Genomic DNA, 21,713 nt, shown 5'->3' with positions numbered 1-21,713 from the left:
GTATGAGCCAGGTGATTTCGAGGGGGCGGCGTGGTGGCGCAGGGGAACGGGGCCCAGGTGGTCCGGCGGCTCGGCGAGCGGTGGATCCGGGAACTGGCCGGTTCTGGCGGCGACTTCGTCTGTTCGCCCGCCGGGCTCTGGCTGGCCCTGACCGCGCTCGCGGCCGGGGCGCGCGGGGAGACCGCCGACGAACTGCGGGCGGTGCTCGGGGCCGCCGGGGACGAGGCGGCCGGGGCGGCGACGGTCACGGCCCGGGCGCTGGCGGCCACCGACGGGCTGGGCGTGGCGACCCGGGTGTGGACGCGGACTCCGGTGCGGCGCGGGCTCCGGAAGGCGCTGCCGGACATCGGCTTCGGGCCCATGGACCCGGACGAGGCGGACGCCTGGGTGCGGAAGACGACCGGCGGGCTCATCGAGCGACTGCCGGTGACCGTCACCGACCAGATGCTGCTGGTGCTCGTCAACGCGCTCGCGCTCAAGGCGGACTGGGCGATCCCCTTCGAACGGGAGGCGACCGAGGACCGGCCCTTCACCGACGCGGACGGCGTCACCCGCAAGGTGCCGACGATGTTCGGGACGCCCCCGCCCTTCGACGTCTGGATGACCGGGGGCGCGTTCGTCCTCGATCTGCGGTGCGCCCGGCGGGGGCAGGGCGGGCCGCCGCCGGTCAAGGTGCGCCTGGTGCTGGGGCGGCCGGGCGAGGGGGCGGCCGAGGTGCTGCCGGCGGCCTGGGCGCCGAAGGAGGCACGTACCGCCCTGAACGCGGACGCCGTGACCCTCGCGGTCCCGCGCTTCACCCTTCGTACGCACATCCGGGCGACCCGCCATCTGGCGGCGCTCGGGATCCGTCTCGCGACGACCCCGGCCGCCGACTTCTCCGGGCTCTCGGCCACCCCGCTCATGCTCTCCGAGGCGGTGCAGGAGGCCGTGCTGAAGGTGACCGAGGAGGGCCTGTCGGCGGCTGCGGTGACGGTGCTGCCCGCACCGGCCGGCGCGGCGCCGGGCCCGCCCCCGCGCCGCCTGCACCTCGCCTTCGACCGGCCCTTCGGCATCGCCGTCCTGGACCCCGGCGAGGAGGTCCCCCTCTTCGTCGGCTGGCAGGCGGAGACGCCCTCGGCGGACTAGCGCAGCGGCGGCGGCGTGAACACCGGCGGCGGGGGCAGGACCGGCCGCCGTCGCCGGGCGCGTACCACCAGGAACAGCGGCAGGGCCACCACCAGCAGCGCGCCGCCGAGCAGCGTCAGCACCCAGGCGGGCATACCGCCCCAGGTCAGCAGCGCGTCCCGGTACACCACGGTCCGGTACGGGGTGTCCTCGGCGGTCGCCCGGAGCTCGTGGTCGCCGTCGATCCGCTGCGGCGACGGAAAGTACTGGTCGATGGCCGTCACGAAGACCGGCTTGTCCCCGGTGACCGCCCCCAGCGCCTCGTACGGCTGCTTCGCGGGGTCGACGCGGCCCGCGTACGAGACCTTCGGGGGCCGCCCGCCGATCGAGCCGCGCGGTTCCATGCGGTGGTCGGCCAGGATGTACAGGCCGAGCGACTGCGGGGTGGCGGCCAGCTTGGACAGGCGCATCGGATAGACCAGCCGGTCGCTGGCGAAGCGCAGCCGCAGCGGTTCGAGCGTCCCGCTCAGCGTGCCCCCCTGGTTCTCCGGCGCGAGGCGCACCGCCACGTACTCCCACTTCTGATCGACGTACGGGGTCAGGGCCGCGGCGAGGCGGTCCGGCAGCTCGAAGCCGTTCTCCTTCAGCCAGCTCTCCAGCGCCTCCGGGTCGGTCGCCGCGAGGCGCGCCACGTCGAACGGGCCGAGCCGTTCCCGGCCGACCACGTCGACCGGGGCGGCGGCCCTGGGGGCCCCGGCGCCGTCGGCGGACGAGTTCCCCGAACCGCCGAACGGCCAGTCCTTGTCGCGGGGCCAGAAGTAGTGCCGCTCCTCGGTGACCGGGGCGGTGATCGCCTGGAGCTCGGAGAAGAGGGCCGCGTCGCCCAGCTCGACCGTGGCGCGGTGCGGCACCGGCATGATCCAGGCCGCGTCCGGCGCGTTACCCCGGACGCTCAGCTGCATGACGATCTGCTCGGTGCGACCGTCCCAGCCGACCGCCGACGTCTCCCGGTCGACCGACACCTGACTGTCCCGGTGCACCACCATCGCCCCGCAGCCGCAGGCGTACGCCGGTGCGATCAGCGACCCCACCTGGAGCGACACCAGCATCAGGAGCAGGGAGAGCCCCCGGGCCGCCCAGCCCCCCATCCCTCTTTCTCTCCCCGCGCGGCGCATCTTCCGTCCTCCCCGTCGTTACTGATCACGGGCTCAGACGTGCGCGGGCCCCGGCCGGTTCCGGTCCCCGCGCCCACCCGGGCGGGCGGACTTTCGGCCAAAGCCGGGTGACAGTCAGGCGTAAAAGGGGTTGATTGGGTCTACCCAAGAGCACAATGCGAAGGTTTCACACATGCCGGACAATCGGCCGGCACCAGACCTGGGAGGGTCGGCGCAGCGTGGCGAACGCGGAGCACGGTGGCAGCACAAGCGCGACGGCGGGAGCGGGAACCGGAACGGTACGGGCGGTGCTCTGGCTGGTCGCGGCCGCACTGGCCGTCCGGCAGATGGCGGTGGTGCTGCGGCAGCCGCCGGGCCAACGGCTCACCGATCTGGAGACCTGGACCGGTGACAACGGGGTGCTCCATGTGACCGGTTCGCTGTACGACACCGACCGGTTCACCGGCACCCAGTTCTCCGGGCTCGTCCTCAAGCCGCTGACCCGCACCGCCGAACAGAGCCTCGGGGTCGCCTGGACCTTCGGCTCGCTGCTGCTCGTCGCCGCCCTCGGCCTCGTCGCCGCCCGCGCCCTGCCGGGGCCCGTCGGCCGGCGCACCGCGCTGCTCGCCGCGCCCGTCGCGATCAGCCTGCTGATGCTCTCGCTGCCGGTGCGCAACGCCCTCCACCTCGGCCAGGTCAGCATCCTGCCCGTCCTCCTGGTCCTCGTCGGCCTCTTCGCCGTCCGGGGGGAGCGCGGGGCCGGGGCGCTCATCGGCGTGGCCGCCGCCCTCCAGCCGACCGTGCTGCTCTTCGCCCTGCTGCTGTGGCTCACCGGAAGACGCCGTTCCGCGCTCACCGCGGCCGCCGCGTTCGCCGCCTGCACCGCGCTGGCGTGGGCCGCGATGCCGCACGACTCGTGGACGTACTGGGTGCACCACGTCGCCGGGGCGGGCCTCGGCGACCAGACCGACGGCCTCGCCAACCAGTCCCTGCACGGGGCGCTGCTGCGCCTGGGCCTCGCCGGTCCGGCGGAGATCGCGCTGTTCCTGGCGCTCGCCGCCGCCGTCTGCGTCATCGGCCTGCGTCGCGCCGTGCGGTACGCGCGCGACGGGCAGCTCCTCCTCGCGGCGGCCGTCACCGGCTGCGTCGCCGTCGCCGTGTCGCCGACCGCCTGGCAGCACCAGCTGCTCTGGGTGCTGCTCGCCGTGGTCGGCCGGGCGGGCCGCAGCGCCTCCGACCGGTTGGTGTGGCCGGCCGTCGTGGTCCTGGTGACGACGCTGCCGGGCACGATGCTGCTGCCGAACGTGGGGGCGCTCTTCCCGGTACGCGACAACGTGCTGCTGATCGCCGCGCTCGGGGCCGCCTGTGTGACGCCGTTCCTGCCGCGCACCTCCCCGTACTGGCGGAAGCCCGTGCCCACCGCGTACGCGGAGCCCGTTCCGGCCCGCTGGAGCAGGGTGCCGCTGCTGCCCGTCTGGCGGCGGGTGCTCAGCCGGCCCAACCTGCTCCTGGAACTCCTCCTGATCCGCGTCGTCTACTCCGCGTACGGGCACGTCCGGCTGGCTGCCACGGCCGGGCGGGACACCGCCGAGCGGCACGGGCACCAGATCCACTCGCTCGAACAGTGGCTGCACATCGACATCGAGCACCGGATCAACCACGCGGCCGCGGGCGTCGGCCCGCTGCGGGGCTTCTTCGACTACTACTACTCGACGTTCCACTTCATCGTCCCGTTGGCGATCCTCGCCGTGCTGTACGTGCGCCGCCCCGCCGACTACCGCTGGGCCCGGTCCACCCTCGGCTTCGCCACGCTCCTCGCGCTCGTCGGCTTCTGGCTCTACCCGCTGGCCCCGCCGAGGCTGATGCCCGGGCTCGGCTTCATCGACACGGTGCACGGGGTGCAGGACTTCACGAAGCCGGACTACGGGGCGCTGACGGCGGTGACCAACCAGTACGCGGCGATGCCCTCGCTGCACTTCGGCTGGTCCCTGTGGTGCGGGGTGATCATCGTGCTGCTCGCCCCCAGGCCGTGGATGAAGGCGCTCGGGGTGCTGCATCCGCTGTTCACGGTCTCCGCGATCGTCGCGACCGCCAACCACTGGGTGCTGGACGCGGTGGGCGGGGCGGCCGTCGTCGCGCTCGGGTTCCTCATCACGTACGTGCTCGCGGGACCCCGGCGGCTGCGGCCGACGCGAAGGGGCGCGGGGACGGAAAAGCGTCCCCGCACCCCTTCAGGTGGATCGTCGCCCCTCCAGCATCCGCCCGGAGCCTCCGCCCCGCCACCCGAACGGCTCACGGCCCCAGCGCCCACGCGGCCACCGACAGCGTGACCATCGACACCAGCGTGGAGGCCACGATCGCGTCGCGGGCGAGCCCGGTGTCGAGGCCGTACTCGCGGGCGTAGATGAAGGAGTTCTGCGCGGTGGGCAGCGCCGCGCACAGCACGACCGCGAGCAGCTGGTGGTCCGGGAGGTGCAGCAGCGGGCCCGCGACCAGCAGGGCGGCCAGCGGCTGGCCCAGCGTCTTCACGGCGACCACCACCGCCGTCTCCGCCCGCTCCCGGCGCGCCCGGCCCCCGCCACCCGGGCCCCGGTGCAGCGACAGGCCGAGCGTGATCAGGGCCGTCGGCACCGCCGCCGCGCCCAGCACGTCGCACGGGTGCGTCACGGCGGCCGGCAGCCGAAGGCCCGTCGCGGAGACGGCCACCCCGAGCAGCGAGGCCAGGATGATCGGATTGCGCAGGGGCATCGTGAGCAGCCGCCGCACCCCGCCGCCGGGGCGCCGCCCGTCCGCCCCCTCCGTCCCGGACTCCACCAGCGTCAGCACCACCGGCGAGAGCACCAGCACCTGGAAGAGGATGACCTGCGCGACGAACGAGGCATCGCCCAGCACCTGCACCGCCACCGGGATGCCCAGGTTCGCGGAGTTCACATGGCCCGAGGACATGGCCCCGATCGCCGCGTCCGCCCGCCCCCGGCCGAAGACCCGCCGGACCAGGAAGAACCCGGCCCCCGCCGCCACGGCCGTGCTCGCCGCGAACGCCACCATCGACGGATGGCCGAACACGTCCGGGCTCGCCCCCGACACCATCGTGAACAGGGCGGCGGGCATGGCCACATGGAAGACGAACCGGCCGAGCACGGCCTCCGCCTGCTCCCCGAGCAGCCCGCCGCGCCCGACCGCGTAACCGATGCCGGTCAGGACCCAGATGGGGGCGAAGGCGGAGAGCAGGGCATGCATGGCCGCCATGATCCCCGTACGCCTGTTCGGCACGGTGGCTGCCCCCCGGCCCGGGGTGCACTCAAGTGCACTCCGGGCCGGGGGTCCACGCGGATGCCGACGCGGAGCTTCCGCTCCTACGGTCGTGGACATGGACAACAACGCGATCAACTCGCCCCGGAATCACGGCGTTCGGCGCCTTCTCGCGGCGGCCACCGTGGTGGTCCTCGCCGCGCTCGGCACCGTGCCGGCCACCGCCGCGCCCCGGCCCGCGACCGGCCACGACGCGGCGGTCACCGGCCGGCACGAGGCGCGCGGGACCCTCCTCGCGGTCACCCCCGTCGCCCGCCACGACCGGGCCGGGGTGACCGCCTTCCTCACGGAGGCCGGGATGAGCACGGACACCGTCCGCCACGGGGTCCGGGCCTACCGCCTCACCTACGCGACGATCACCCCGCAGGGCCGCCCCACCACCGCGACCGGCCTTCTCGTGCTGCCCGACGGCGGCGGCCACCGGCTGGACCTCGTCTCCGACACCCACGGCACGATGGCCCACCGCGACTACGCCCCCTCGGTCGGCGAGGACTTCGGCCGCTACGCCCCCTATCTGCACGCCGCCGCCGGGCGCGCGGTCGCCGCCCCGGACTACCTCGGACTCGGGAAGGGCCCCGGCCGCCACCCGTACATGGACACCGCCTCGGCCGTCAGCGCCTCGCTCGACATGCTCCGCGCCTCGCGCACCGCCGCGCTCCGGCTGGACCGCCCGCTCACCGGCGACGTGTACGCGAGCGGCTTCTCGCAGGGCGGCCAGGTCGCCATGGCCCTGGGCAAGGCCCTTCAGCGCGGCGCCGACCGGCACTTCCGGCTGCGCGCGCTGGCGCCCGTCTCCGGCCCGTACGACATCGAGCACGCCGAGACGCCCGCCCTCTTCGACGGCCGGGTCAACGACACCAGCGGCCTCTTCTACATGACGTATTTCCTCACCGCGCAGAACCGGCTGCACCCGCTGTGGAAGGACCCGTCCGAGGCGTTCCGGGAGCCGTACGCGGATGTCGTGGACGGCCTCTTCGACGGCGAGCACTACGAGGAGGAGATCATCCCGGCCCTCCCGGCGAACCTGAAGGAACTGCTCACCGATGCCTACTACCGCGAGCTCCAGCACCCCACCGGCGCCCTGCTCGCCGCGATCCGCGCCCAGGACGGAACCTGCGCCTGGAAGCCCGCCGTCCCCGTGCGGCTCTACACCTCCTCGGGCGACACCGACGTGCCCGTCGCCAACGCCCGCAGCTGCGCGGCGGATCTGGCGCGGCGGGGAGTGCGGGCGCCGGTCGTGGACCAGGGTGACCTCAGCCACAACGAGACGTACCTCACCTCGGGCCCGCAGATCGTGCGCTGGTTCGACCGGCTGGCGGCGCACGGCTGACGTCCGGCTCCGGACACGCCGAAAGCCCCGACCGCGCGGGGCGGTCGGGGCTTTCGGGTTCACTGGCTCAAGCCGGGCCGGCTCAGTACCAGTTGTGGGCCTGCCAGAAGGACCAGGCGCCACAGGGGCTGCCGTAGCGGGAGTTCATGTAGTCCATGCCCCACTTGATCTGCGTGCCGGGGTTGGTCTTCCAGTCCGAGCCGGCGGACGCCATCTTCGAACCGGGCAGGGCCTGGACCAGGCCGTACGCGCCGGAGGAGGCGTTGGTCGCGCTCGGGTTCCAGCCGCTCTCGTGGCTGACGATGTTGCTGAAGCACTGGAACTGCGCGTCGTCACCGATCATCTGCTTCGCCGTGTCCTGGGCACTCCCGGCGGAGGTCGGTGCGGCGGTCGGGGCCGCCATGGCCGGGGAGACACCCAGGCCGATGCCGGTGGCGCCCAGCAGCACGGAGGCGCCTGCGATGGCGGCCTTGCGACGGGTGGTGCGGGGCTTGGCGATGAGGTTACGGGCGAACGTCACAGGGAACCTAACGGTGGGGAACGGGGGAGTCGCGGCTCGGTCCGAATCCTGCGCTGACCGGCGCTCGTTGACCGCGATCCATGGTGAGGACCCTGCGGTGCTCGGCGACGGGATCCAGTCTTAGCGAGCCCGTTCGGCGGTGGCAACGACCCCTGTTACGACCCCGCCTCGCATCCGGGGCCGAAGGTCCTGAACCCCCTCAAACCGCTCCATAGCAGGTCGTGGGCGGTGCGGCGGGGCCCCGAGAGCCCCGTGCGCGGCTCCTAAGCCGCTTCGTACAGGACCAAGGTCCTGTGGGTGCCCTCACTCGCCGGGGGCGTCGAATGTGACCTGGGCCTCGAAGGAAGCCCGCCGCGTCGCCCGCCGCAGCGCCTTCAGCAGCGGCGCCCCGACCGCCAGCGTCAGCACGATCGTGAGCACCGCCCGGCCCAGGTCCCAGCCCAGCGAGGTCGTCGCGCAGTACGCGAGGAAGCGGACCAGGTTGTCGCCCAGCGGGTCACCCGGCCGGAACGAGATGCCCGAGGCGAGGCCCGGCACGATCGTCCACCCGTACAGATTCATGATCGTTCCGTACGCGAGCGAGGCGACGGCCCCGTAGGCCGCCAGCATCAGCAGCTCGCCGCGCCCGCGCAGCCGGTCCGGCCCCGGCAGCAGCCCCGCGCCCATCGTGAACCAGCTCATCGACAGCATCTGGAACGGCATCCACGGCCCCACCCCGCCGGTCAGCAGCGCGGACGCGAACATCGTCACGGACCCCAGCACGAAGCCGAAGCCCGGCCCCAGCACCCGCCCGCTCAGCACCATCAGGAAGAACATCGGCTCCAGGCCCGCCGTGCCCGCCCCCAGCGGGCGCAGCGCCGCCCCGACCGCGGCCAGCACCCCCAGCATCGCGACCGCCTTCGCGTCGAGCCCGGCGTCCGCGATCATCGCGACCACCACCCCGACCAGCAGCGGCAGCAGCGCGGCGAACAGCCACGGGGCGTCCTGCGCGTGCGCGAGCCCGGAGTCCCGGTCCGCGAGCAGCGGCCACCCGAAGGCGGCGATCCCGATCGCGCTGATCAGCACCAGCGCGACGACCGCCCGGGGGCCCAGCCGGACCGGGCGGCCACGTTTCAGCACCTCGCTCACGCGCCACCTCCCAGCGCCGCGCGCACCTGGGGAACGGTGAGCCATTCCTGCGGGGCGAGGATCTTGGCGGTCTGCGGGGCGAACGCGGGCGAGGACACCACGACCTCGGCGGTCGGGCCGTCCGCGACGACCTCCCCGTCGGCGAGGATCACCACCCGGTGCGCCAGCTCGGCGGCCAGCTCCACGTCATGGGTGGCGAGCACGATGGCATGGCCCTCGGCGGCCAGCGCGCGCAGCACCCCGACCAGCCGGGCCTTCGCCGCGTAGTCCAGACCCCGGGTCGGCTCGTCCAGGAGCAGCAGTGGCGGCCGGGCGGTGAGCACCAGGGCGAGGGCCAGGGCCAGGCGCTGCCCCTCGGACAGATCGCGGGGGTGCGTGTCGTCCCCGACCCCCGGCAGCAGCTCCGAGACCAGGGCCCGGCAGCTGCCCGGCTCCGCCCCGGCGTCCGCGTCGGCCGCCGCGCACTCGGCTGCGACCGTGTCCGCGTACAGCAGATCGCGCGGCTCCTGCGGTACGAGGCCGACGCGGCGCACCATCTCGCGCGGCGGGGTCCGGTGCGGGGGCAGGCCCCCGGTCAGGACGGTGCCGGAGGTGGGCTCGACCATGCCGACGAGGGCGCCGAGCAGCGTGGACTTGCCCGCGCCGTTGCGCCCCATCAGGGCCACGGTCTCCCCGGCCCGGACGGTGAGCGACACCCGGCGCAGCGCTTCGACGCGGCCGCGTCGGACGCCGAGCCGGTCCGCCTGGGCGGCGGGGGCGCCGGTGACGGGTTCGGGGGCCTCGTGCGGGTCGCGCCGGAACAGCCGGGCGAGGGCGCCTCGGGCGGGAGCGGGGCGGGGCTCGGGGAGGGGGGCGTCGGGCATCGCGGGCCGGGGCGCGGCCTCGTCCACCGCCGCCTCCGCCAGCCGCTCGCGCAGGTCACCGGCCCTGCGCCGCGCGTCCCGGACCGTGAGGGGCAGCGGGTCCCAGCCCGCGAGGCGGCCGAGCGCGACGACCGGGGGGTGCACCGGGGAGACCGCCATCACCTCGGCGGGCGTCCCCATCACCGGGGCGGCGCCCGGCGAGGGGAGCAGGACAACCTGGTCCGCGTACTGCACCACGCGCTCAAGCCGGTGTTCCGCCATCAGGACCGTGGTGCCCAGGTCGTGGACGAGCCGCTGGAGGACCGCGAGGACCTCCTCGGCCGCCGCCGGGTCCAGGGCGGACGTCGGTTCGTCCAGGACCAGGACGCGGGGGTGCGGGGTGAGGACCGAGCCGATCGCGACCCGCTGCTGCTGGCCCCCGGACAGGGTGGCGATCGGGCGGTCGCGCAGCCCGGCCAGGCCCAGCAGGTCGAGGGTCTCCTCGACCCGCCGCCGCATCACGTCCGGGGCCAGGCCCAGCGACTCCATGCCGTAGGCGAGCTCGTCCTCCACCGTGTCGGTGACGAAGTGCGCCAGCGGGTCCTGGCCCACCGTGCCCACCAGGTCCGCCAGCTCCCGGGGCTTGTGCGTCCGGGTGTCCCGCCCGCCCACGGTGACCCGCCCGGTCAGCCGGCCGCCCGTGAAGTGCGGCACCAGCCCCGAGACGGCGCCGAGCAGCGTGGACTTGCCGACCCCCGAGGGGCCGACGAGCAGCACCAGCTCACCCTCCGGGATCGTCAGGTCGACCCCCGAGAGCGTGGGGCGCTCGGCCCCCTCGTACCGCACCGAAACAGCGTCGAACCGGATCACACCTGCTCCTGGAAGCCTGTGGGGGAGGGCGGGACGGGCGCGACCACCGCCGGAAGCAGCCCGAGCAGCACGGCGGCGGCCGGCCACAGCGGCAGCACGGGAGCGGTCAGCGGTACGACACCGGGGTGCAGCGCCGCCGGGTCGGCGGTCCCGGCCCAGATCATCGCCGCCGCGACCGCCGCGCCGGACCCGGCGATCAGCCAGGCCCGCACGCCCCAGCGGTCGGGCCGGTAGCGGGTCCGCACCGAACGCGCCCCGCCGAGCCGCAGCCCCGCCATCGCGGCGAGCAGACCGGCGACGAGCAGCGGAACCCCGTAGCCCGCGCCCTCGGCGGCGAGCAGCCCGTACGTACCCGCGCACACGCCGAGCAGCCCGCCGAGCGTCAGGACGTTCGTGGTGTGCCGGACGGCGGCCGGGACGCGGGCGGTACGCCCGTAACCCCGCGCGTCCATGGAGGCGGCGACGGCGACCGACCGTTCGAGGGCGCCCTCCAGGACCGGCAGGCCGATCTGGAGGACGGCCCGCACCCCGCCGGTCGGGCGGCCGCGCAGGCGGCGGGCGGTGCGCAGCCGCAGCACGTCGGCGACCATGTTCGGCGCGAACGTCATCGCCACGACGACGGCGACCCCGGCCTCGTACAGCGCGCCGGGCAGCGACTTCAGCAGCCGGGCCGGGTTGGCGAGGGAGTTCGCCGCGCCGACGCAGATCAGCAGGGCCGCCAGCTTCGCGCCGTCGTACAGCGCGAACAGCAGCTGCTCGGCGGTGACCCGGCCGCCGATCCGGACGCCCTTCGCCCAGTCGGGCAGCGGCACCTCGGGCAGCGTGAACAGGGTGTGCGTGCCGGGGATCGGCGAGCCGAGGAAGACGGAGAACAGCAGCCGGACCGCGATCACGAAGAGCCCGATCCGGATGAACATCCCGTACGACCTGGCCCACGGCGCGTCCGTGCGGCGCGCGGCCACCACATAGCCCGCGACCCCGACCAGCAGGCCGAGCAACAGCGGATTGGTGGTCCGCGACGCGGCGGTGGCCAGGCCCAGCGCCCACAGCCACCACGCCCCGGCCGGGACCGCGTTGGAGCGGGTCGCGGCGGGGGCGCGCCAGGCGGGGAGCCGGTGTGTCGCGGTGTCCGTGCGGCCGGCCGTCGTGCCGGTCATCCGCGGCGGCGGCGGGCCTGCGCGACTGCGGCGATGCCGAGGAGCAGCACGGCGCCGATCCCGACGAGTATGCCGACGGACGGGCCGCCGTCGTCGCCGTGGGCTTCCGCGGAGGAGGCGGTCGAGGTGGGTGCCTCGCTGCTGCCGTTCGAAGCGCCGCCGTCCGTGCCGCTGCTGCCTGTGTCGCCGGAGACCTGCTCGCCGCAGCCGGTGGCCGGGTAGCCGGAGATCGCGCAGAGCATCGCGCTCGCGTCGTAGCGCAGCGGCTTGGCGACCGCCGCCAGGGCCTCCGCGCTGCTCGCGTCCTTCGCGACCCGCGCGCAGGCGGTGCGCAGCGGGGGCGGCGTCTCCCCGTCCGGCGCGTCGGCGGCGGTGCCCGGGTCGATGACGACCGCGACGCGCTTGCTGCCGTCCTTCGCCGGGGTGTCCGCGCAGACCTTGGCGAAGTCGGGGGCACGGCGCGGCTTGGAGGCGTCCTGCGAGTCCGCGCTCACCGCGAAGCGGAAGCCCTGCACCGAGCCGTCGTCGGGCCGGACGAGCGACGGCCCCTGGGTGGCGTACGACCAGCCGCTCCCCGAGCCCTCCCAGAACGACCAGTAGCGGTAGCCCGCCGCCTGCGCCGCGCCCGCGCCGAGCAGCGCCAGGACGGCGCCGACGACCAGGAGCGCGAGCGCCTGTGCCCCGCGCCTCACAGCTGCTGGTTCTTGCGGCGGCCGCTGATCAGGAAGCCGGCGCCCGCGCCGACCGCGAGGCCGATGCCGACGAACCACCAGACGCCGCCGATGCCGTCGCCGTCGCCGCTGTCCTTCTTCTCCTCGTCCTCCGTGGCCGTCGGCTGCGGCTTCTTCACGGCGGCCGGCTCGGGGCCGGTCGCGTTCAGCTGGGCGACGAGGTCGGCGCCGCCGAAGTCGTGGACGTCGGCGCCGGTCGCGTGGGCGGCCAGGATCAGCTGGGCGTACGCGGCGGGGCCGCTCTGCTTGGCCCAGGCGGCGGAGTTCTTCTTCAGCCAGGCGACCGAGGCGGCCGTCTTGTCCTTGTGCCCGGCGGCGGACAGGGCGACGACCGCGTCGGCGGTGTTGCCGAAGTCGGGCTGCGGGGCGCTGTCCTCCGCGCCGGGCATCGGCGCGGCGTCGAGGTGACCGCTCTTCGCGAGGGCCGTCGCGAGGTAGGAGGCGCCGTTCTGCGCGGCCTGCTCCGGTTCGAGCGGGGAGCCCTTGTGGCAGGCGGGGTCCTTCACGGCCGCGTTGTCCGAGACGACCAGGCCCTTGCCGAGCGCGCCGAGGACACCGGCGGCGGTGGCGTCACCGTTGGCGGCGAGCTTCCCGGCCTTGTCGGGCTGGTAGGCGAAGGCGCCGCCGTCCTTGCCGCCGCAGGGGATGGAGAACGTGAGCAGCGCGGCGTACGGGGTCTTGCCGCCGTGCGTCGTGACGTCGCCCAGCTTCTCGCCGGCCCGGGCGAGGGTGCCGATCACGATGGACGTGGAGTTCGCGTCGCTGGGGCTGCCGGCGGTGTAGCCCCAGCCGCCGTCCTCGTTCTGGACGGACTTCAGCCAGCTGACCGCGTTCGCGACGGCGTCCTGGTGCCCGCCGACCGCGCGCAGGGCCTGGGCGGCGGCGGCCGTCGCGTTGGTGTCGACCATCGTCTTGTCGGTGCAGGGCGCGGAGGCGTCCGGGCGGTACGCGGGGAAGGCGCCGCTGTCGCACTGCTGCCCGGTCAGCCAGTCGACGGCCTTCGTGGCCGGGGTCACGCCGGTCGCCTGCTGCGCGAGGAAGGCGAGGGACTGCCGCCACACCCCGTCGTACGTCGGGTCGCCGGTGCCGTACAGCCCGGAGGGCAGCGCGGCCGAGGGGGAGGGCGACGGAGACGGCGCGGCGACGGCGGCCGGGGCGGCGGCCGCGAGGAGCGCGGCGGCGGTGACGGCGAGCGCGGCGGCGCTGCGGCGTGCGGTCATGGCGGGTGGTGCCTCTCCTGGGGACCGGGGCAGGCACACACGGCACCGGGCTCCGGCTCCGTATACCTCGACGGGGCGGGCCGCCGGGGTTCCGGCGGCGTGAGCCGGTCACGACGCGGACAGGGCATTCCGACTTTCGCCTTGCGGCGGTTTACGGCTGCGGGTCAGTGCCGGATTCGCACCGGCTTCCCCCTGAACGGGCATAGTGACGACGGGGCCAGTCTAGCGGGCGGGGTTTGTTCCCCTACCCGCCCCTTCCCGAAACCGGGGCGCTGCCCCGGACCCCGCGCCTCAAACGCCGGCGAGGCTGAAAGTGGCCGCGCAGCCAGATCAAGCCCCTGCGGCGATTGAGCAGCGGGGGTTCGGGGGCGGCGCCCCCGAGAGGCGTGCGGCCTAGACTCGGGGCCGTGAGCAGTGATGACGCCGCCCTGGACGCGCTGGCGGTGCTCGGGGACCCCGTGCGCCGCAGCTTGTACCGACACGTCGCCGCCGCCCCCGGCGACGTCACGCGGGACGCCGCCGCGGACGCGGTCGGGGTGACGCGGGCCGTGGCCGCGTTCCATCTGGACAAGCTCGTGGACGCCGGGCTCCTGGAGACCACCTTCCGGCGGCTCTCCGGCCGCACCGGACCCGGCGCCGGGCGGCCGTCCAAGCTGTACCGGCGGGCGGACGGCGAGCACGCCGTCTCCGTACCGCCGCGTGCGTACGACACCGTGAGCCAGTTGCTGGCCGAGGTGGTCGAACGGGCCGGGCTCGACACGGAGTTGCAGGCGGCGGCGCGGGCCGCCGGTGAGGCGGCAGGCGCGGCGGACCCCGTCGACGCGCTGCGCGAGCGCGGCTACGAACCGTACTGGGACTGCGGGAAACTCCGGCTGCGCAACTGCCCGTTCCACGCGCTGGCGGAGCAGTTCCCGGCCCTGGTCTGCGGGATGAACCTCGCGGGCATCGAAGGGCTGCTCGGTGAGGGCTGGAGCGCCGCCATGGAGCCGCTGCCGGAAGGGTGTTGCGTCGCGATCGAGGGGCCCGAAGGGGTCGGCGAAGTCTAAAAAGGAATCCGTTGACTTTAGAAGGTTCGCCCGGCCATGCTTGGCCCGTGAACGACTTCCACCTTGCCCAGGTCAACGTCGGGCGCATCCTCGCCCCGCTCGACAGCCCCCAGCTCGCCGACTTCGTCGCACAACTCCCCGAGATCAACGCCCTCGCCGACCACGCCCCCGGATTCGTCTGGCGGATGGTGGACGACGAAGGGGCCGACGCGACGGGGCTGCGCCCCGAGGACGAGGACGACCTCCTCCTGTTCAACTGCTCCGTCTGGGAGTCGGTCGACGCGCTGAAGGCGTACGTCTACCGCAGCGACCACCTGAGGGTCATGGCCCGCCGCCGCGAATGGTTCGAGCGGCTGGCCGACCACCACATGGCCCTGTGGTGGGTCCCGGCCGGCCACCGCCCGGGCGTCGCGGAGGCGATGGACCGCGTCGCCCTCCTCCGCGCGAAGGGCTCCACCCCCGACGCCTTCACCTTCCGCGCCCCGCACCCCCCGCCGACGGGGAACGCAGACAGGCCCTAGGGCCTCGGCGCCGGGGTGCGCCGCGCGAGCGGGACCGGTGCCGGGCCCTCCTCCGAGAGGAACAGGCGGCGGACGACGCGTTCGGCGGCGTGGCCGTCGTCGTACGGGCAGAACCGCTCCCGGAACGCGGCCCGCAGCGCGGCCGACTCGGCGTCGCGCCAGCGGCCGCTGCGGAAGACCTCGGTGAGCTCGTCCTCGGTGGCCGTGACCGGCCCCGGGGTGTCGCCGGGAAGGCCGGAGAGCAGGTCGAAGGTCACCCCGCGGACCTGGTTGTACGTCTCCCAGTCGTCGGCGTGGATGACGATGGGGCGGTCGAGGTTGGCGTAGTCGAAGATCACGGACGAGTAGTCCGAGACGAGCACGTCCGCCGCCAGGCACAGCTCCTCGACCGAGGGGTGACGGGAGACGTCGATGACGCCGTCGTGCCCGGCGAGTTCGGCCAGCCGCGGGCTCCGGCTGTCGAGCGGGTGCGTCCGGACCAGCAGGACGAAGTCCTCGCCCAGTGACGCGGCCAGCCGGGCCGGATCGAAGGGCGGCGTCCACTCCTTGCGGTAGTCCCGGTGGGTCGGCGCGTACAGCACGGCCGTCCGGCCGGGGGCGATGCCGAGCCGGGCCCTGGCCGCGGCGACGTCCTCCGCGCCGGACGCGTAGAAGCGGTCGTTGCGCGGATAGCCCGTGGCCAGGGACTCGAAGGCGCCGGGGTAGACCCGCTCCCACTGGGCCGTCGAGTGCTGGTTGGCCGAGAGGCTCAGGTCCCACTGGTCCACCCGCTCCAGGAGCCGGTCGAAGTCCAGGTTCCGGGCGGCGGCGGGATAGGACTTCCGGTCCAGGCCCATGCGCTTGAGCGGCGTGCCGTGGTGCGTCTGCGCGTAGACCTGGCCCGGGCGCTTGACGATGCCGTCCGGGAAGTCGCCGTTGCTCACGAAGTACGTGGCGCGGGCCATCACCTCCCAGTAGCGGCCCGACCCGTGCACGACGTAATCGATGCCCTCGGGCACCTCGCGGGCGAGTTCCGCGCGCACCAGCCACACCCCGCGCACCTGCGGGGCCAGCTCCTTCGCCTTCTCGTGGACGGCCAGCGGGTTGCAGGAGGGCAGTCCGCCCCCGTACGAGGAGTAGACGGCGAGGTGCGGGTCCAGCGGGCGCCTGCGGTGCACGCCGTACAGGCGCTCGGCCGCCCGCTCGCCCGCCTTCGCCGTGATCCTCCGGACCTTCTTCGGGCCCTTCCGCCTGGCCCGGACGGCGAGCTCGGCCGCCCGGTAGGTGCCGAACGACCGCTTGGCCAGAGCGCGCAGGGAGGCCCCGACCGCCCCGCCCGGCGGTGTGAACCCGGCCGGGACGTGCTTCGCGTAGAAGTCCGCGGTGAGGGCGAAGAAGTCCTTGCGGTCGGCGGCCTGCACCCGGTCGGGGCGCTTCAGCACGAACAGCATGTGGTCCATGGCGCGCTCGAACAGCAGGCTGTGCGCCCAGGCCAGTTCCGGGCGCTCGGCGAGCGCCGCGAACAGCCCCTCGTACTGCCCGAAGATGTCGAAGTGCTTGCGGCCCGGCGTCTTGGTGATCGCGCCGTGGCGGCGCTGGCGGTACTCGACGCCGACCCGGTCCAGGCAGCCGATGCGCTCGGCCGTGACCATCGCCAGATGGGAGACGGGCGCGTCCTCGTACAGGCCGGGCGCGTACTGGAAGCCCTCCTTCAGGAAGAACTCGCGGCGGAACGCCTTGTTCCAGGCCACCAGGAACAGCTCGATGAACTCGGGCCGGTCCTGGATGCGGAAGACGTCCGTGCCCGCCCGCGCGACCAGGTCCGCGGTCTGGCTGCGCGGACCCTTGCCGTACCAGTGGGTGCGCACATGGTCGAAGACGAGGATGTCCAGGTCACCCGCCGCGTCGAGCCGGTCCGCGAGCGCCTGGAGCAGACCGGGGGTGTAGGAGTCGTCGCTGTCCAGGAAGAGGACGTAGTCGCCCCGCGCGTGCTCCAGCCCGGCGTTGCGCGCCCGCCCCAGGCCCACGTTCTCGGGCAGGTGCACCGCCTTGACGCGCGCGTCGCGGGCGGCGTACTCGTCGATGATCGCCCCGCAGGCGTCCGGCGAGCAGTCGTCGACCGCGATCACCTCGATGTCCCGGAACGACTGCCCCAGCACCGAGTCCAGGCACGCGTGCAGATATCCCTGCACCTTGAACACAGGGACGACAATGCTGAATCGGGGCATTCGGGAACTCCAGGTGACGTGCGGGACTGCGGGAGGTCGGACAGACAAGACTCCCGAGCCCGCCGAAGCGTTGTACGAGGTGAGGAGGGGTGCGTCCGCACTCTGCCGGGTACCTTACGGGCTGACGCCGGGCGGCAGGCTTCAGGACGGGCCCCGGCGGAGGCCGCCGGGGCCCCCGCCCGCCCCCGACAGCAGGTGCAGCCGCAGGGCCAGCTGCAGCTCCAGCGCGCGGTCCGGTTCGTTCCAGTCGCGGCCCAGCAGCACCTGGATGCGGTCCAGGCGCTGCACCACGGTGTTCACATGGACGTGCAGCTCGTCCTTGGCCCGGATCAGGCTGCCGCCCGCCCCGAAGTACGCGCCCAGCGTCCGCACCAGATGTGTGCCGCGCTGCGCGTCGTACTCCAGCAGCGGCCCCAGCGTCGCCGCCACGAAGCCGTCCACGTCCTGCGCGTTGCCCAGCACCACGCCCAGGAACCCCAGCTCCTCCACGCACGCGCCCTCGCCCGTCCGCCCCAGCACCCGCATCGCCCGCAGACAGCGCGCCGCCTCCGCGTAGGCGGCGGCCAGCTCCCCGGCGCCCCGGGCCGGACCGGCGGCCGCCACCGTGACGGGGGCCTGGGCCAGCTGCCCCAGCTGGGCCGCCGCCGCCCGGGCCGCCGCACCCGCGGCCGTACCGGTGTCCTCGGTCAGCAGCACCACCGTGCCCGCGTGCTCGGCGCTCACGCCCTGGTGCTCGCCGCCGAACAGGAAGCGCATCGCGGCCGGGGCGAGACGCTCGCGCGCCCCGGTCTCCGCCACGAGCAGCAGGTGCGGGCGGTCCAGGTCGATGCCGAGGCGGCGGCCCCGCTCGGCCAGCCCCGCCGGGTCCCGGGCCGGGTCCGACAACAGGTCCGCGATCAGCTCACCGCGTATCCGGTTCTCCGTCTCGGCCACCGTGCGCCGCAGCAGCAACAGCAGCCCCGTCACCACCGCCGACCGCTCGAACAGCCGCCGGTCCGAGTCGTCCAGCGGGCGGGCCCGGTGCAGGACGAGCCCGGCCAGCAGCTCCTGTCCGGCGAGCACCGCGCACACCACCCGCCCGTCCCGGTGCACCGCCCGTGCGCCCGTACGCGACTCCTCGGCCGCCTCCGCCAGCCAGCCCGCGTCCATGCTGTCGGCGGCGAAGCCCGTACCGTCCGGGCGGACCGCGGCCAGCGGGCGGCCGCCCGGGTCGTGGATGGTCAGCGGCGAGCCGAGCAGCCCGGCGACCGCCGCCGCCACGTCCTTGACGTCCCGGCCGCGCAGCACCAGGTCGGTGAGCCGGTCGTGCGACTCCTCCGCCCGCCGCATGGCCGCCGAGTGCGCCCGCACCGAGGCGTTGGCCTCGGCCAGCTCCGCGTTCGCCTCGGCCAGCTCGGCCAGCGCCGCCGTGGTGTCGGCGAGCGCGCGGGCCGTGTCGATGGCGATCGCCGCGTGCGCCGCCAGCGAGCAGAGCAGGGCCACCTCGTCCGGGCTGAAGACCCGGGGCGAGCGGTCCGCCGCGAACAGGACGCCGATCACCTTCCCCGTACCGCCCCGGCTCGACCCCAGCAGCAGCGGCACGCCCAGGATCGCGACCAGGCCCTCGTCCAGCACCCCGGCGTTGATGTTGCGGGTGTGCCGGAAGCGGTCGTCGGTGCGGTAGTCCGGCGTCGCGTACGGGCTCGCCGTCTGCGCCACCAGACCGCCCAGGCCCTCGCCCAGTTCGAGCCGCAGCCGCTGGAACAGCACCGAGACCGAGCCGTCGGTGACCCGCATATAGGTGTCCCCGGCCTCCTCGTCCGGGAGCGTCAGATACGCGGTGTCCGTGCCCAGCAGCATCCTGGCCCGCCGCACGATCGCCTTCAGCACGTCGTCCAGGTCGCGCGAAGCCGCCAGGTCGCCCGCCGTGTCGAACAGCGCGGTCAGCTGGGCCTCGCGGCGCCGGTGCTGGCGCAGCGCGCTCCTGATCCGCAGCGCGGTCGCCGTCGCCCGCTCCACCTCCGCCAGCTCCTCGGCCGGCACCCCGTCCGCCCGCGCCTGCGAGGAGACCGCCCCCAGCGCCTCGGCCGGGGCGTCGTCGGCCAGCAGGTCGAACAGGCGCCGGAGGTGGAGCGCGGCGGAGGGGAGCGGTTCAGGCATGGCGTTCCAGGGTTCCTCGGGGGTCGGGGCGGCGGGTCAGTTCGCGGTCCAGCCGCCGTCCATGGAGAGCGAGGAGCCGGTGATGTGCCCGGTGCGCGGGCCGCACAGCCACAGGACCGCCTCGGCCACGTCCGCCGGTTCGATCAGCCGCTTGACCGCGCTGCGCTCCAGCATCACCCGCCCGACGACCTCCTCCTCGGAGATGCCGTGCGTGCGGGCCTGGTCGGCGATCTGGTTCTCCACCAGCGGGGTGCGCACGTACCCGGGGCAGACGCAGTTGCTCGTCACCCCGTGCTCCGCCGCTTCGAGCGCGACCACCTTGCTCAGCCCCTCCAGTGCGTGCTTGGCCGTCACATAGGCCGATTTGTACGGGCTGGCGCGCAGCCCGTGCACCGACGAGATGTTGACCACGCGCCCCCAGCCGCGTTCGTACATGCCCGGCAGGGTCCGGCGCAAGACGCGGAACGGGGTCTCCACCATCACGCGCTGGATCAGGGCGAACCGGTCCGGCGGGAACGCGTGCACCGGGGCCACGTGCTGGATGCCCGCGTTGTTGACCACCACGTCCACATCGGCGGGCAGGGTGTCCACGACGTCGGGCTCGGACAGGTCCACCACCCAGGGCGTCCCGCCGATCTCCTTCGCCAGCCGCTCGGCGGCCTCACCGGCCCGGTCCACGACGTGCACATGGGCGCCCGCGGCGGCGAGCACCTGCGCACAGGCCCGCCCGATGCCGCTCGCCGCCCCGGTCACCAGTGCGGTGCGCCCGGCCAGGACGGGTTCTGCGGGCGCCTGCGCGGGGCCGCCGGGCGCGGGGGCGGCGGGCTGGTGATCCGGTCTGCGGGAAGTCTCCATGGCGGTCACGGTAGGTACGCGCGGCCCCGCGTCACACGGCGTCGGTGCACACACCCGTGTACCGGGGCATGGTGCGGGCGTACATGGTGCGGGGCCCGGGGCGGCCGCCGAGGCGCGACCGGCGGGGGACGCCGCCCGGGACCCCTCGCCGCGCCCCGTCGCGCAAGGGCGTCGGGGCACACAGCGGGGGCCCGGGTGTGGCCACCGGTCCCATGGGCGGGGGCCGGTGCCGCTCGTAGGTTCCGGCAGCAACCCGTACCCCCACGGCAGGGAGAAAGCACCCGTGCGCCCACCGATCCTGAAACGTCTCGCCCGCCGCCTCGCGGCGACGGCCGTCCTCGGCCTGCTGGCGGCGACGCTGAGCGTCACCACCGCGCAGCCCGCCGCCGCTGCCGCCGGCCTCCAGCAGGTGACCGGCTTCGGCTCCAACCCCGGCAACCTCCAGATGTACGCGTACACCCCCGCAGGACTCCCCGCGAACGCCCCCCTGGTCGTCGCCCTGCACGGCTGCACGCAGACCGCCGACGCGTACTACACCAACTCCGGCTGGCCGAAGTACGCCGACGAGTGGGGCTTCGCCGTCGTCTTCCCGCAGACCACCTCGGCGAACAACGCGCTGTCCTGCTTCGGCTGGTTCGACCCGAACGAGGACACCCGGGGCAAGGGCGAGGCCGCGTCGATCGTGCAGATGGTCGACTACGCGAAGAAGACCTACGGCTCCGACGGGCGCCGGGTGTACGTCACCGGGCTCTCGGCGGGCGGCGGGATGACCGCCGACCTGCTCGCCGCCTACCCGGACGTCTTCGCGGGCGGCTCCGTGGCCTCCGGGCTGCCCGCCCAGTGCGCGACCAGCCAGGCCGCCGCATCGGGCTGCCAGACGGGCCCGCAGAAGCTGACGCCCGCGCAGTGGGGCGACAAGGTCCGCGCCGCGTACCCCGGTTACAGCGGTCCCTGGCCCAAGGTCGCCATCTGGCAGGGCACTTCGGACTACACGGTCTACCCGGCCAACGCGACGGCCCTGCGCGACCAGTGGACCAACGTGTGGGGCATCAGCCAGACCCCGTCGTCCACGGACAGCCTCCCCGGCAACACCACCCGCACCGTCTACAACGACGCCTCCGGGCAGCCCGCGGTGGAGATGTACTCGGTCTCCGGCATGGGCCACGGCCTGCCCGTCGGCCCCGGTTCGGGCGCCCAGCAGTGCGGCTCCACGGCCGCGTACTTCCTGAACACCCTCTGCTCCACGTACTACACGGGCGTCTTCTGGGGCCTGGACGGCGGCACCGGCACCGACCCGGGCGACCCCGGTGACCCCGGCGATCCCGGTGACCCGGGGGACCCCGGCGACCCCGACCCCGCGCAGTGCTACACCGCCACCAACTACGCCCACGTCACGGCGGGCCGGGCGCACATGTCCGGCGGGTACGTCTACGCCAACGGCTCCAACCAGAACATGGGCCTGTACAACGTCTTCGTCAGCCACACCCTGAAGGAGACCCCGGCCGGGTACTTCGTCATCGCGGACAGCGGCTGCACCGCCTGACGCACACGACGAGCGGGGCCCGGCACACCATCGC

17 protein-coding genes and 1 riboswitch are annotated in these 21,713 nt (G+C 74.5%); of the genes, 6 read left to right on the top strand and 11 right to left on the bottom strand.

Annotated elements, in window-relative coordinates; translation table 11 throughout:
• The first annotated feature begins 30 nt into the window (after nucleotides 1–30).
• Nucleotides 31–1,125 (top strand): serpin family protein, encoded by a 1,095-nt coding sequence (locus tag AMK18_RS16780; protein ID WP_073863404.1) that lies wholly within the window; start codon nucleotides 31–33, stop codon nucleotides 1,123–1,125.
• On the opposite strand, the gene AMK18_RS16775 is transcribed toward AMK18_RS16780, so the two are convergent.
• Nucleotides 1,122–2,252, bottom strand: a complete 1,131-nt coding sequence (locus tag AMK18_RS16775) for a DUF2330 domain-containing protein (protein WP_073863403.1) — start codon at nucleotides 2,250–2,252, stop codon at nucleotides 1,122–1,124. The two genes, AMK18_RS16780 and AMK18_RS16775, sit on opposite strands and share 4 nt — an antisense overlap.
• 314 nt (nucleotides 2,253–2,566) lie before the next feature.
• On the opposite strand from AMK18_RS16775, the gene AMK18_RS16770 reads away from it, so the two are divergent.
• Nucleotides 2,567–4,588, top strand: coding sequence for a bifunctional glycosyltransferase 87/phosphatase PAP2 family protein (locus AMK18_RS16770; RefSeq protein WP_073863402.1), 2,022 nt, complete (start codon nucleotides 2,567–2,569; stop codon nucleotides 4,586–4,588).
• Here the strand turns inward: AMK18_RS16770 and AMK18_RS16765 are convergent.
• Complete coding sequence (locus AMK18_RS16765; protein ID WP_073863401.1) at nucleotides 4,551–5,507, bottom strand: AEC family transporter; 957 nt, start codon at nucleotides 5,505–5,507, stop codon at nucleotides 4,551–4,553. The genes AMK18_RS16770 and AMK18_RS16765 overlap by 38 nt on opposite strands.
• Nucleotides 5,508–5,622: 115 nt before the next feature.
• Between AMK18_RS16765 and AMK18_RS16760 the strand changes: the two genes are divergently transcribed.
• Nucleotides 5,623–6,900 carry an alpha/beta hydrolase gene (locus AMK18_RS16760; protein ID WP_073863400.1) on the top strand — a complete coding sequence of 426 codons (1,278 nt, stop codon included), beginning with the start codon at nucleotides 5,623–5,625 and terminating at the stop codon, nucleotides 6,898–6,900.
• 82 nt (nucleotides 6,901–6,982) lie between these two features.
• Here AMK18_RS16760 and AMK18_RS16755 read toward each other — a convergent pair whose 3' ends face one another.
• The 6 genes from AMK18_RS16755 to AMK18_RS16730 form a co-directional block, all read right to left on the bottom strand.
• Nucleotides 6,983–7,420 (bottom strand): transglycosylase SLT domain-containing protein, encoded by a 438-nt coding sequence (locus tag AMK18_RS16755; protein WP_018103393.1) that lies wholly within the window; start codon nucleotides 7,418–7,420, stop codon nucleotides 6,983–6,985.
• A gap of 303 nt (nucleotides 7,421–7,723) precedes the next feature.
• Entirely contained in the window at nucleotides 7,724–8,548 is an 825-nt protein-coding gene (locus AMK18_RS16750) for an ECF transporter S component (protein WP_018103394.1), read from the bottom strand.
• Nucleotides 8,545–10,260 (bottom strand): ABC transporter ATP-binding protein, encoded by a 1,716-nt coding sequence (locus AMK18_RS16745; protein ID WP_073863399.1) that lies wholly within the window; start codon nucleotides 10,258–10,260, stop codon nucleotides 8,545–8,547. Before AMK18_RS16745 ends, AMK18_RS16750 begins: the two co-directional genes overlap by 4 nt.
• Complete coding sequence (locus AMK18_RS16740) at nucleotides 10,257–11,417, bottom strand: cobalt ABC transporter permease (RefSeq protein WP_073863398.1); 1,161 nt, start codon at nucleotides 11,415–11,417, stop codon at nucleotides 10,257–10,259. Before AMK18_RS16740 ends, AMK18_RS16745 begins: the two co-directional genes overlap by 4 nt.
• Complete coding sequence (locus tag AMK18_RS16735; protein ID WP_073863397.1) at nucleotides 11,414–12,109, bottom strand: SCO2322 family protein; 696 nt, start codon at nucleotides 12,107–12,109, stop codon at nucleotides 11,414–11,416. The genes AMK18_RS16740 and AMK18_RS16735 overlap by 4 nt, the downstream gene beginning before the upstream one ends.
• The gene (locus AMK18_RS16730) at nucleotides 12,106–13,368 is read right to left on the bottom strand and encodes a prenyltransferase/squalene oxidase repeat-containing protein (protein WP_073863396.1); all 1,263 of its coding nucleotides are present in this window, start codon (nucleotides 13,366–13,368) and stop codon (nucleotides 12,106–12,108) included. Before AMK18_RS16730 ends, AMK18_RS16735 begins: the two co-directional genes overlap by 4 nt.
• 122 nt (nucleotides 13,369–13,490) lie before the next feature.
• Nucleotides 13,491–13,560: riboswitch (cobalamin riboswitch) on the bottom strand.
• Between the two features lie 215 nt (nucleotides 13,561–13,775).
• Here AMK18_RS16730 and AMK18_RS16725 point away from each other — a divergent pair.
• Both AMK18_RS16725 and AMK18_RS16720 read left to right on the top strand, forming a co-directional pair.
• Complete coding sequence (locus AMK18_RS16725) at nucleotides 13,776–14,414, top strand: helix-turn-helix transcriptional regulator (protein WP_018103399.1); 639 nt, start codon at nucleotides 13,776–13,778, stop codon at nucleotides 14,412–14,414.
• Between the two features lie 47 nt (nucleotides 14,415–14,461).
• Nucleotides 14,462–14,935, top strand: a complete 474-nt coding sequence (locus AMK18_RS16720) for a DUF3291 domain-containing protein (protein ID WP_073863395.1) — start codon at nucleotides 14,462–14,464, stop codon at nucleotides 14,933–14,935.
• On the opposite strand, the gene AMK18_RS16715 is transcribed toward AMK18_RS16720, so the two are convergent.
• The 3 genes from AMK18_RS16715 to AMK18_RS16705 all read right to left on the bottom strand — a co-directional run bounded on the left by AMK18_RS16715 (nucleotide 14,932) and on the right by AMK18_RS16705 (nucleotide 20,136).
• Nucleotides 14,932–17,142 carry a bifunctional glycosyltransferase/CDP-glycerol:glycerophosphate glycerophosphotransferase gene (locus AMK18_RS16715; protein WP_073863394.1) on the bottom strand — a complete coding sequence of 737 codons (2,211 nt, stop codon included), beginning with the start codon at nucleotides 17,140–17,142 and terminating at the stop codon, nucleotides 14,932–14,934. The two genes, AMK18_RS16720 and AMK18_RS16715, sit on opposite strands and share 4 nt — an antisense overlap.
• A gap of 141 nt (nucleotides 17,143–17,283) precedes the next feature.
• Nucleotides 17,284–19,281 carry a helix-turn-helix domain-containing protein gene (locus tag AMK18_RS16710; RefSeq protein ID WP_073863393.1) on the bottom strand — a complete coding sequence of 666 codons (1,998 nt, stop codon included), beginning with the start codon at nucleotides 19,279–19,281 and terminating at the stop codon, nucleotides 17,284–17,286.
• Between the two features lie 36 nt (nucleotides 19,282–19,317).
• Complete coding sequence (locus AMK18_RS16705) at nucleotides 19,318–20,136, bottom strand: 3-hydroxybutyrate dehydrogenase (protein WP_073863392.1); 819 nt, start codon at nucleotides 20,134–20,136, stop codon at nucleotides 19,318–19,320.
• Between the two features lie 283 nt (nucleotides 20,137–20,419).
• On the opposite strand from AMK18_RS16705, the gene AMK18_RS16700 reads away from it, so the two are divergent.
• On the top strand, nucleotides 20,420–21,679 hold the full coding sequence (locus tag AMK18_RS16700; RefSeq protein ID WP_018103404.1) for an extracellular catalytic domain type 1 short-chain-length polyhydroxyalkanoate depolymerase: 1,260 nt from the start codon (nucleotides 20,420–20,422) through the stop codon (nucleotides 21,677–21,679).
• Nucleotides 21,680–21,713: the final 34 nt, after the last annotated feature.

The organism is Streptomyces sp. CB01249, assembly GCF_001905735.1.
GTDB lineage: Bacteria > Actinomycetota > Actinomycetes > Streptomycetales > Streptomycetaceae > Streptomyces.
This window is presented reverse-complemented; position numbering and strand designations above follow the sequence as displayed.

What these genes read in the sequence shown, in the direction of transcription:
- AMK18_RS16715 (WP_073863394.1), bottom strand. Translation starts at nt 17,142, where the DNA reads ATGCCCCGATTCAGCATTGTCGTCCCTGTGTTCAAGGTGCAGGGATAT.
- AMK18_RS16710 (WP_073863393.1), bottom strand. Translation starts at nt 19,281, where the DNA reads ATGCCTGAACCGCTCCCCTCCGCCGCGCTCCACCTCCGGCGCCTGTTC.
- AMK18_RS16705 (WP_073863392.1), bottom strand. Translation starts at nt 20,136, where the DNA reads ATGGAGACTTCCCGCAGACCGGATCACCAGCCCGCCGCCCCCGCGCCC.
- AMK18_RS16775 (WP_073863403.1), bottom strand. Translation starts at nt 2,252, where the DNA reads ATGGGGGGCTGGGCGGCCCGGGGGCTCTCCCTGCTCCTGATGCTGGTG.
- AMK18_RS16740 (WP_073863398.1), bottom strand. Translation starts at nt 11,417, where the DNA reads ATGACCGGCACGACGGCCGGCCGCACGGACACCGCGACACACCGGCTC.
- AMK18_RS16765 (WP_073863401.1), bottom strand. Translation starts at nt 5,507, where the DNA reads ATGGCGGCCATGCATGCCCTGCTCTCCGCCTTCGCCCCCATCTGGGTC.
- AMK18_RS16730 (WP_073863396.1), bottom strand. Translation starts at nt 13,368, where the DNA reads ATGACCGCACGCCGCAGCGCCGCCGCGCTCGCCGTCACCGCCGCCGCG.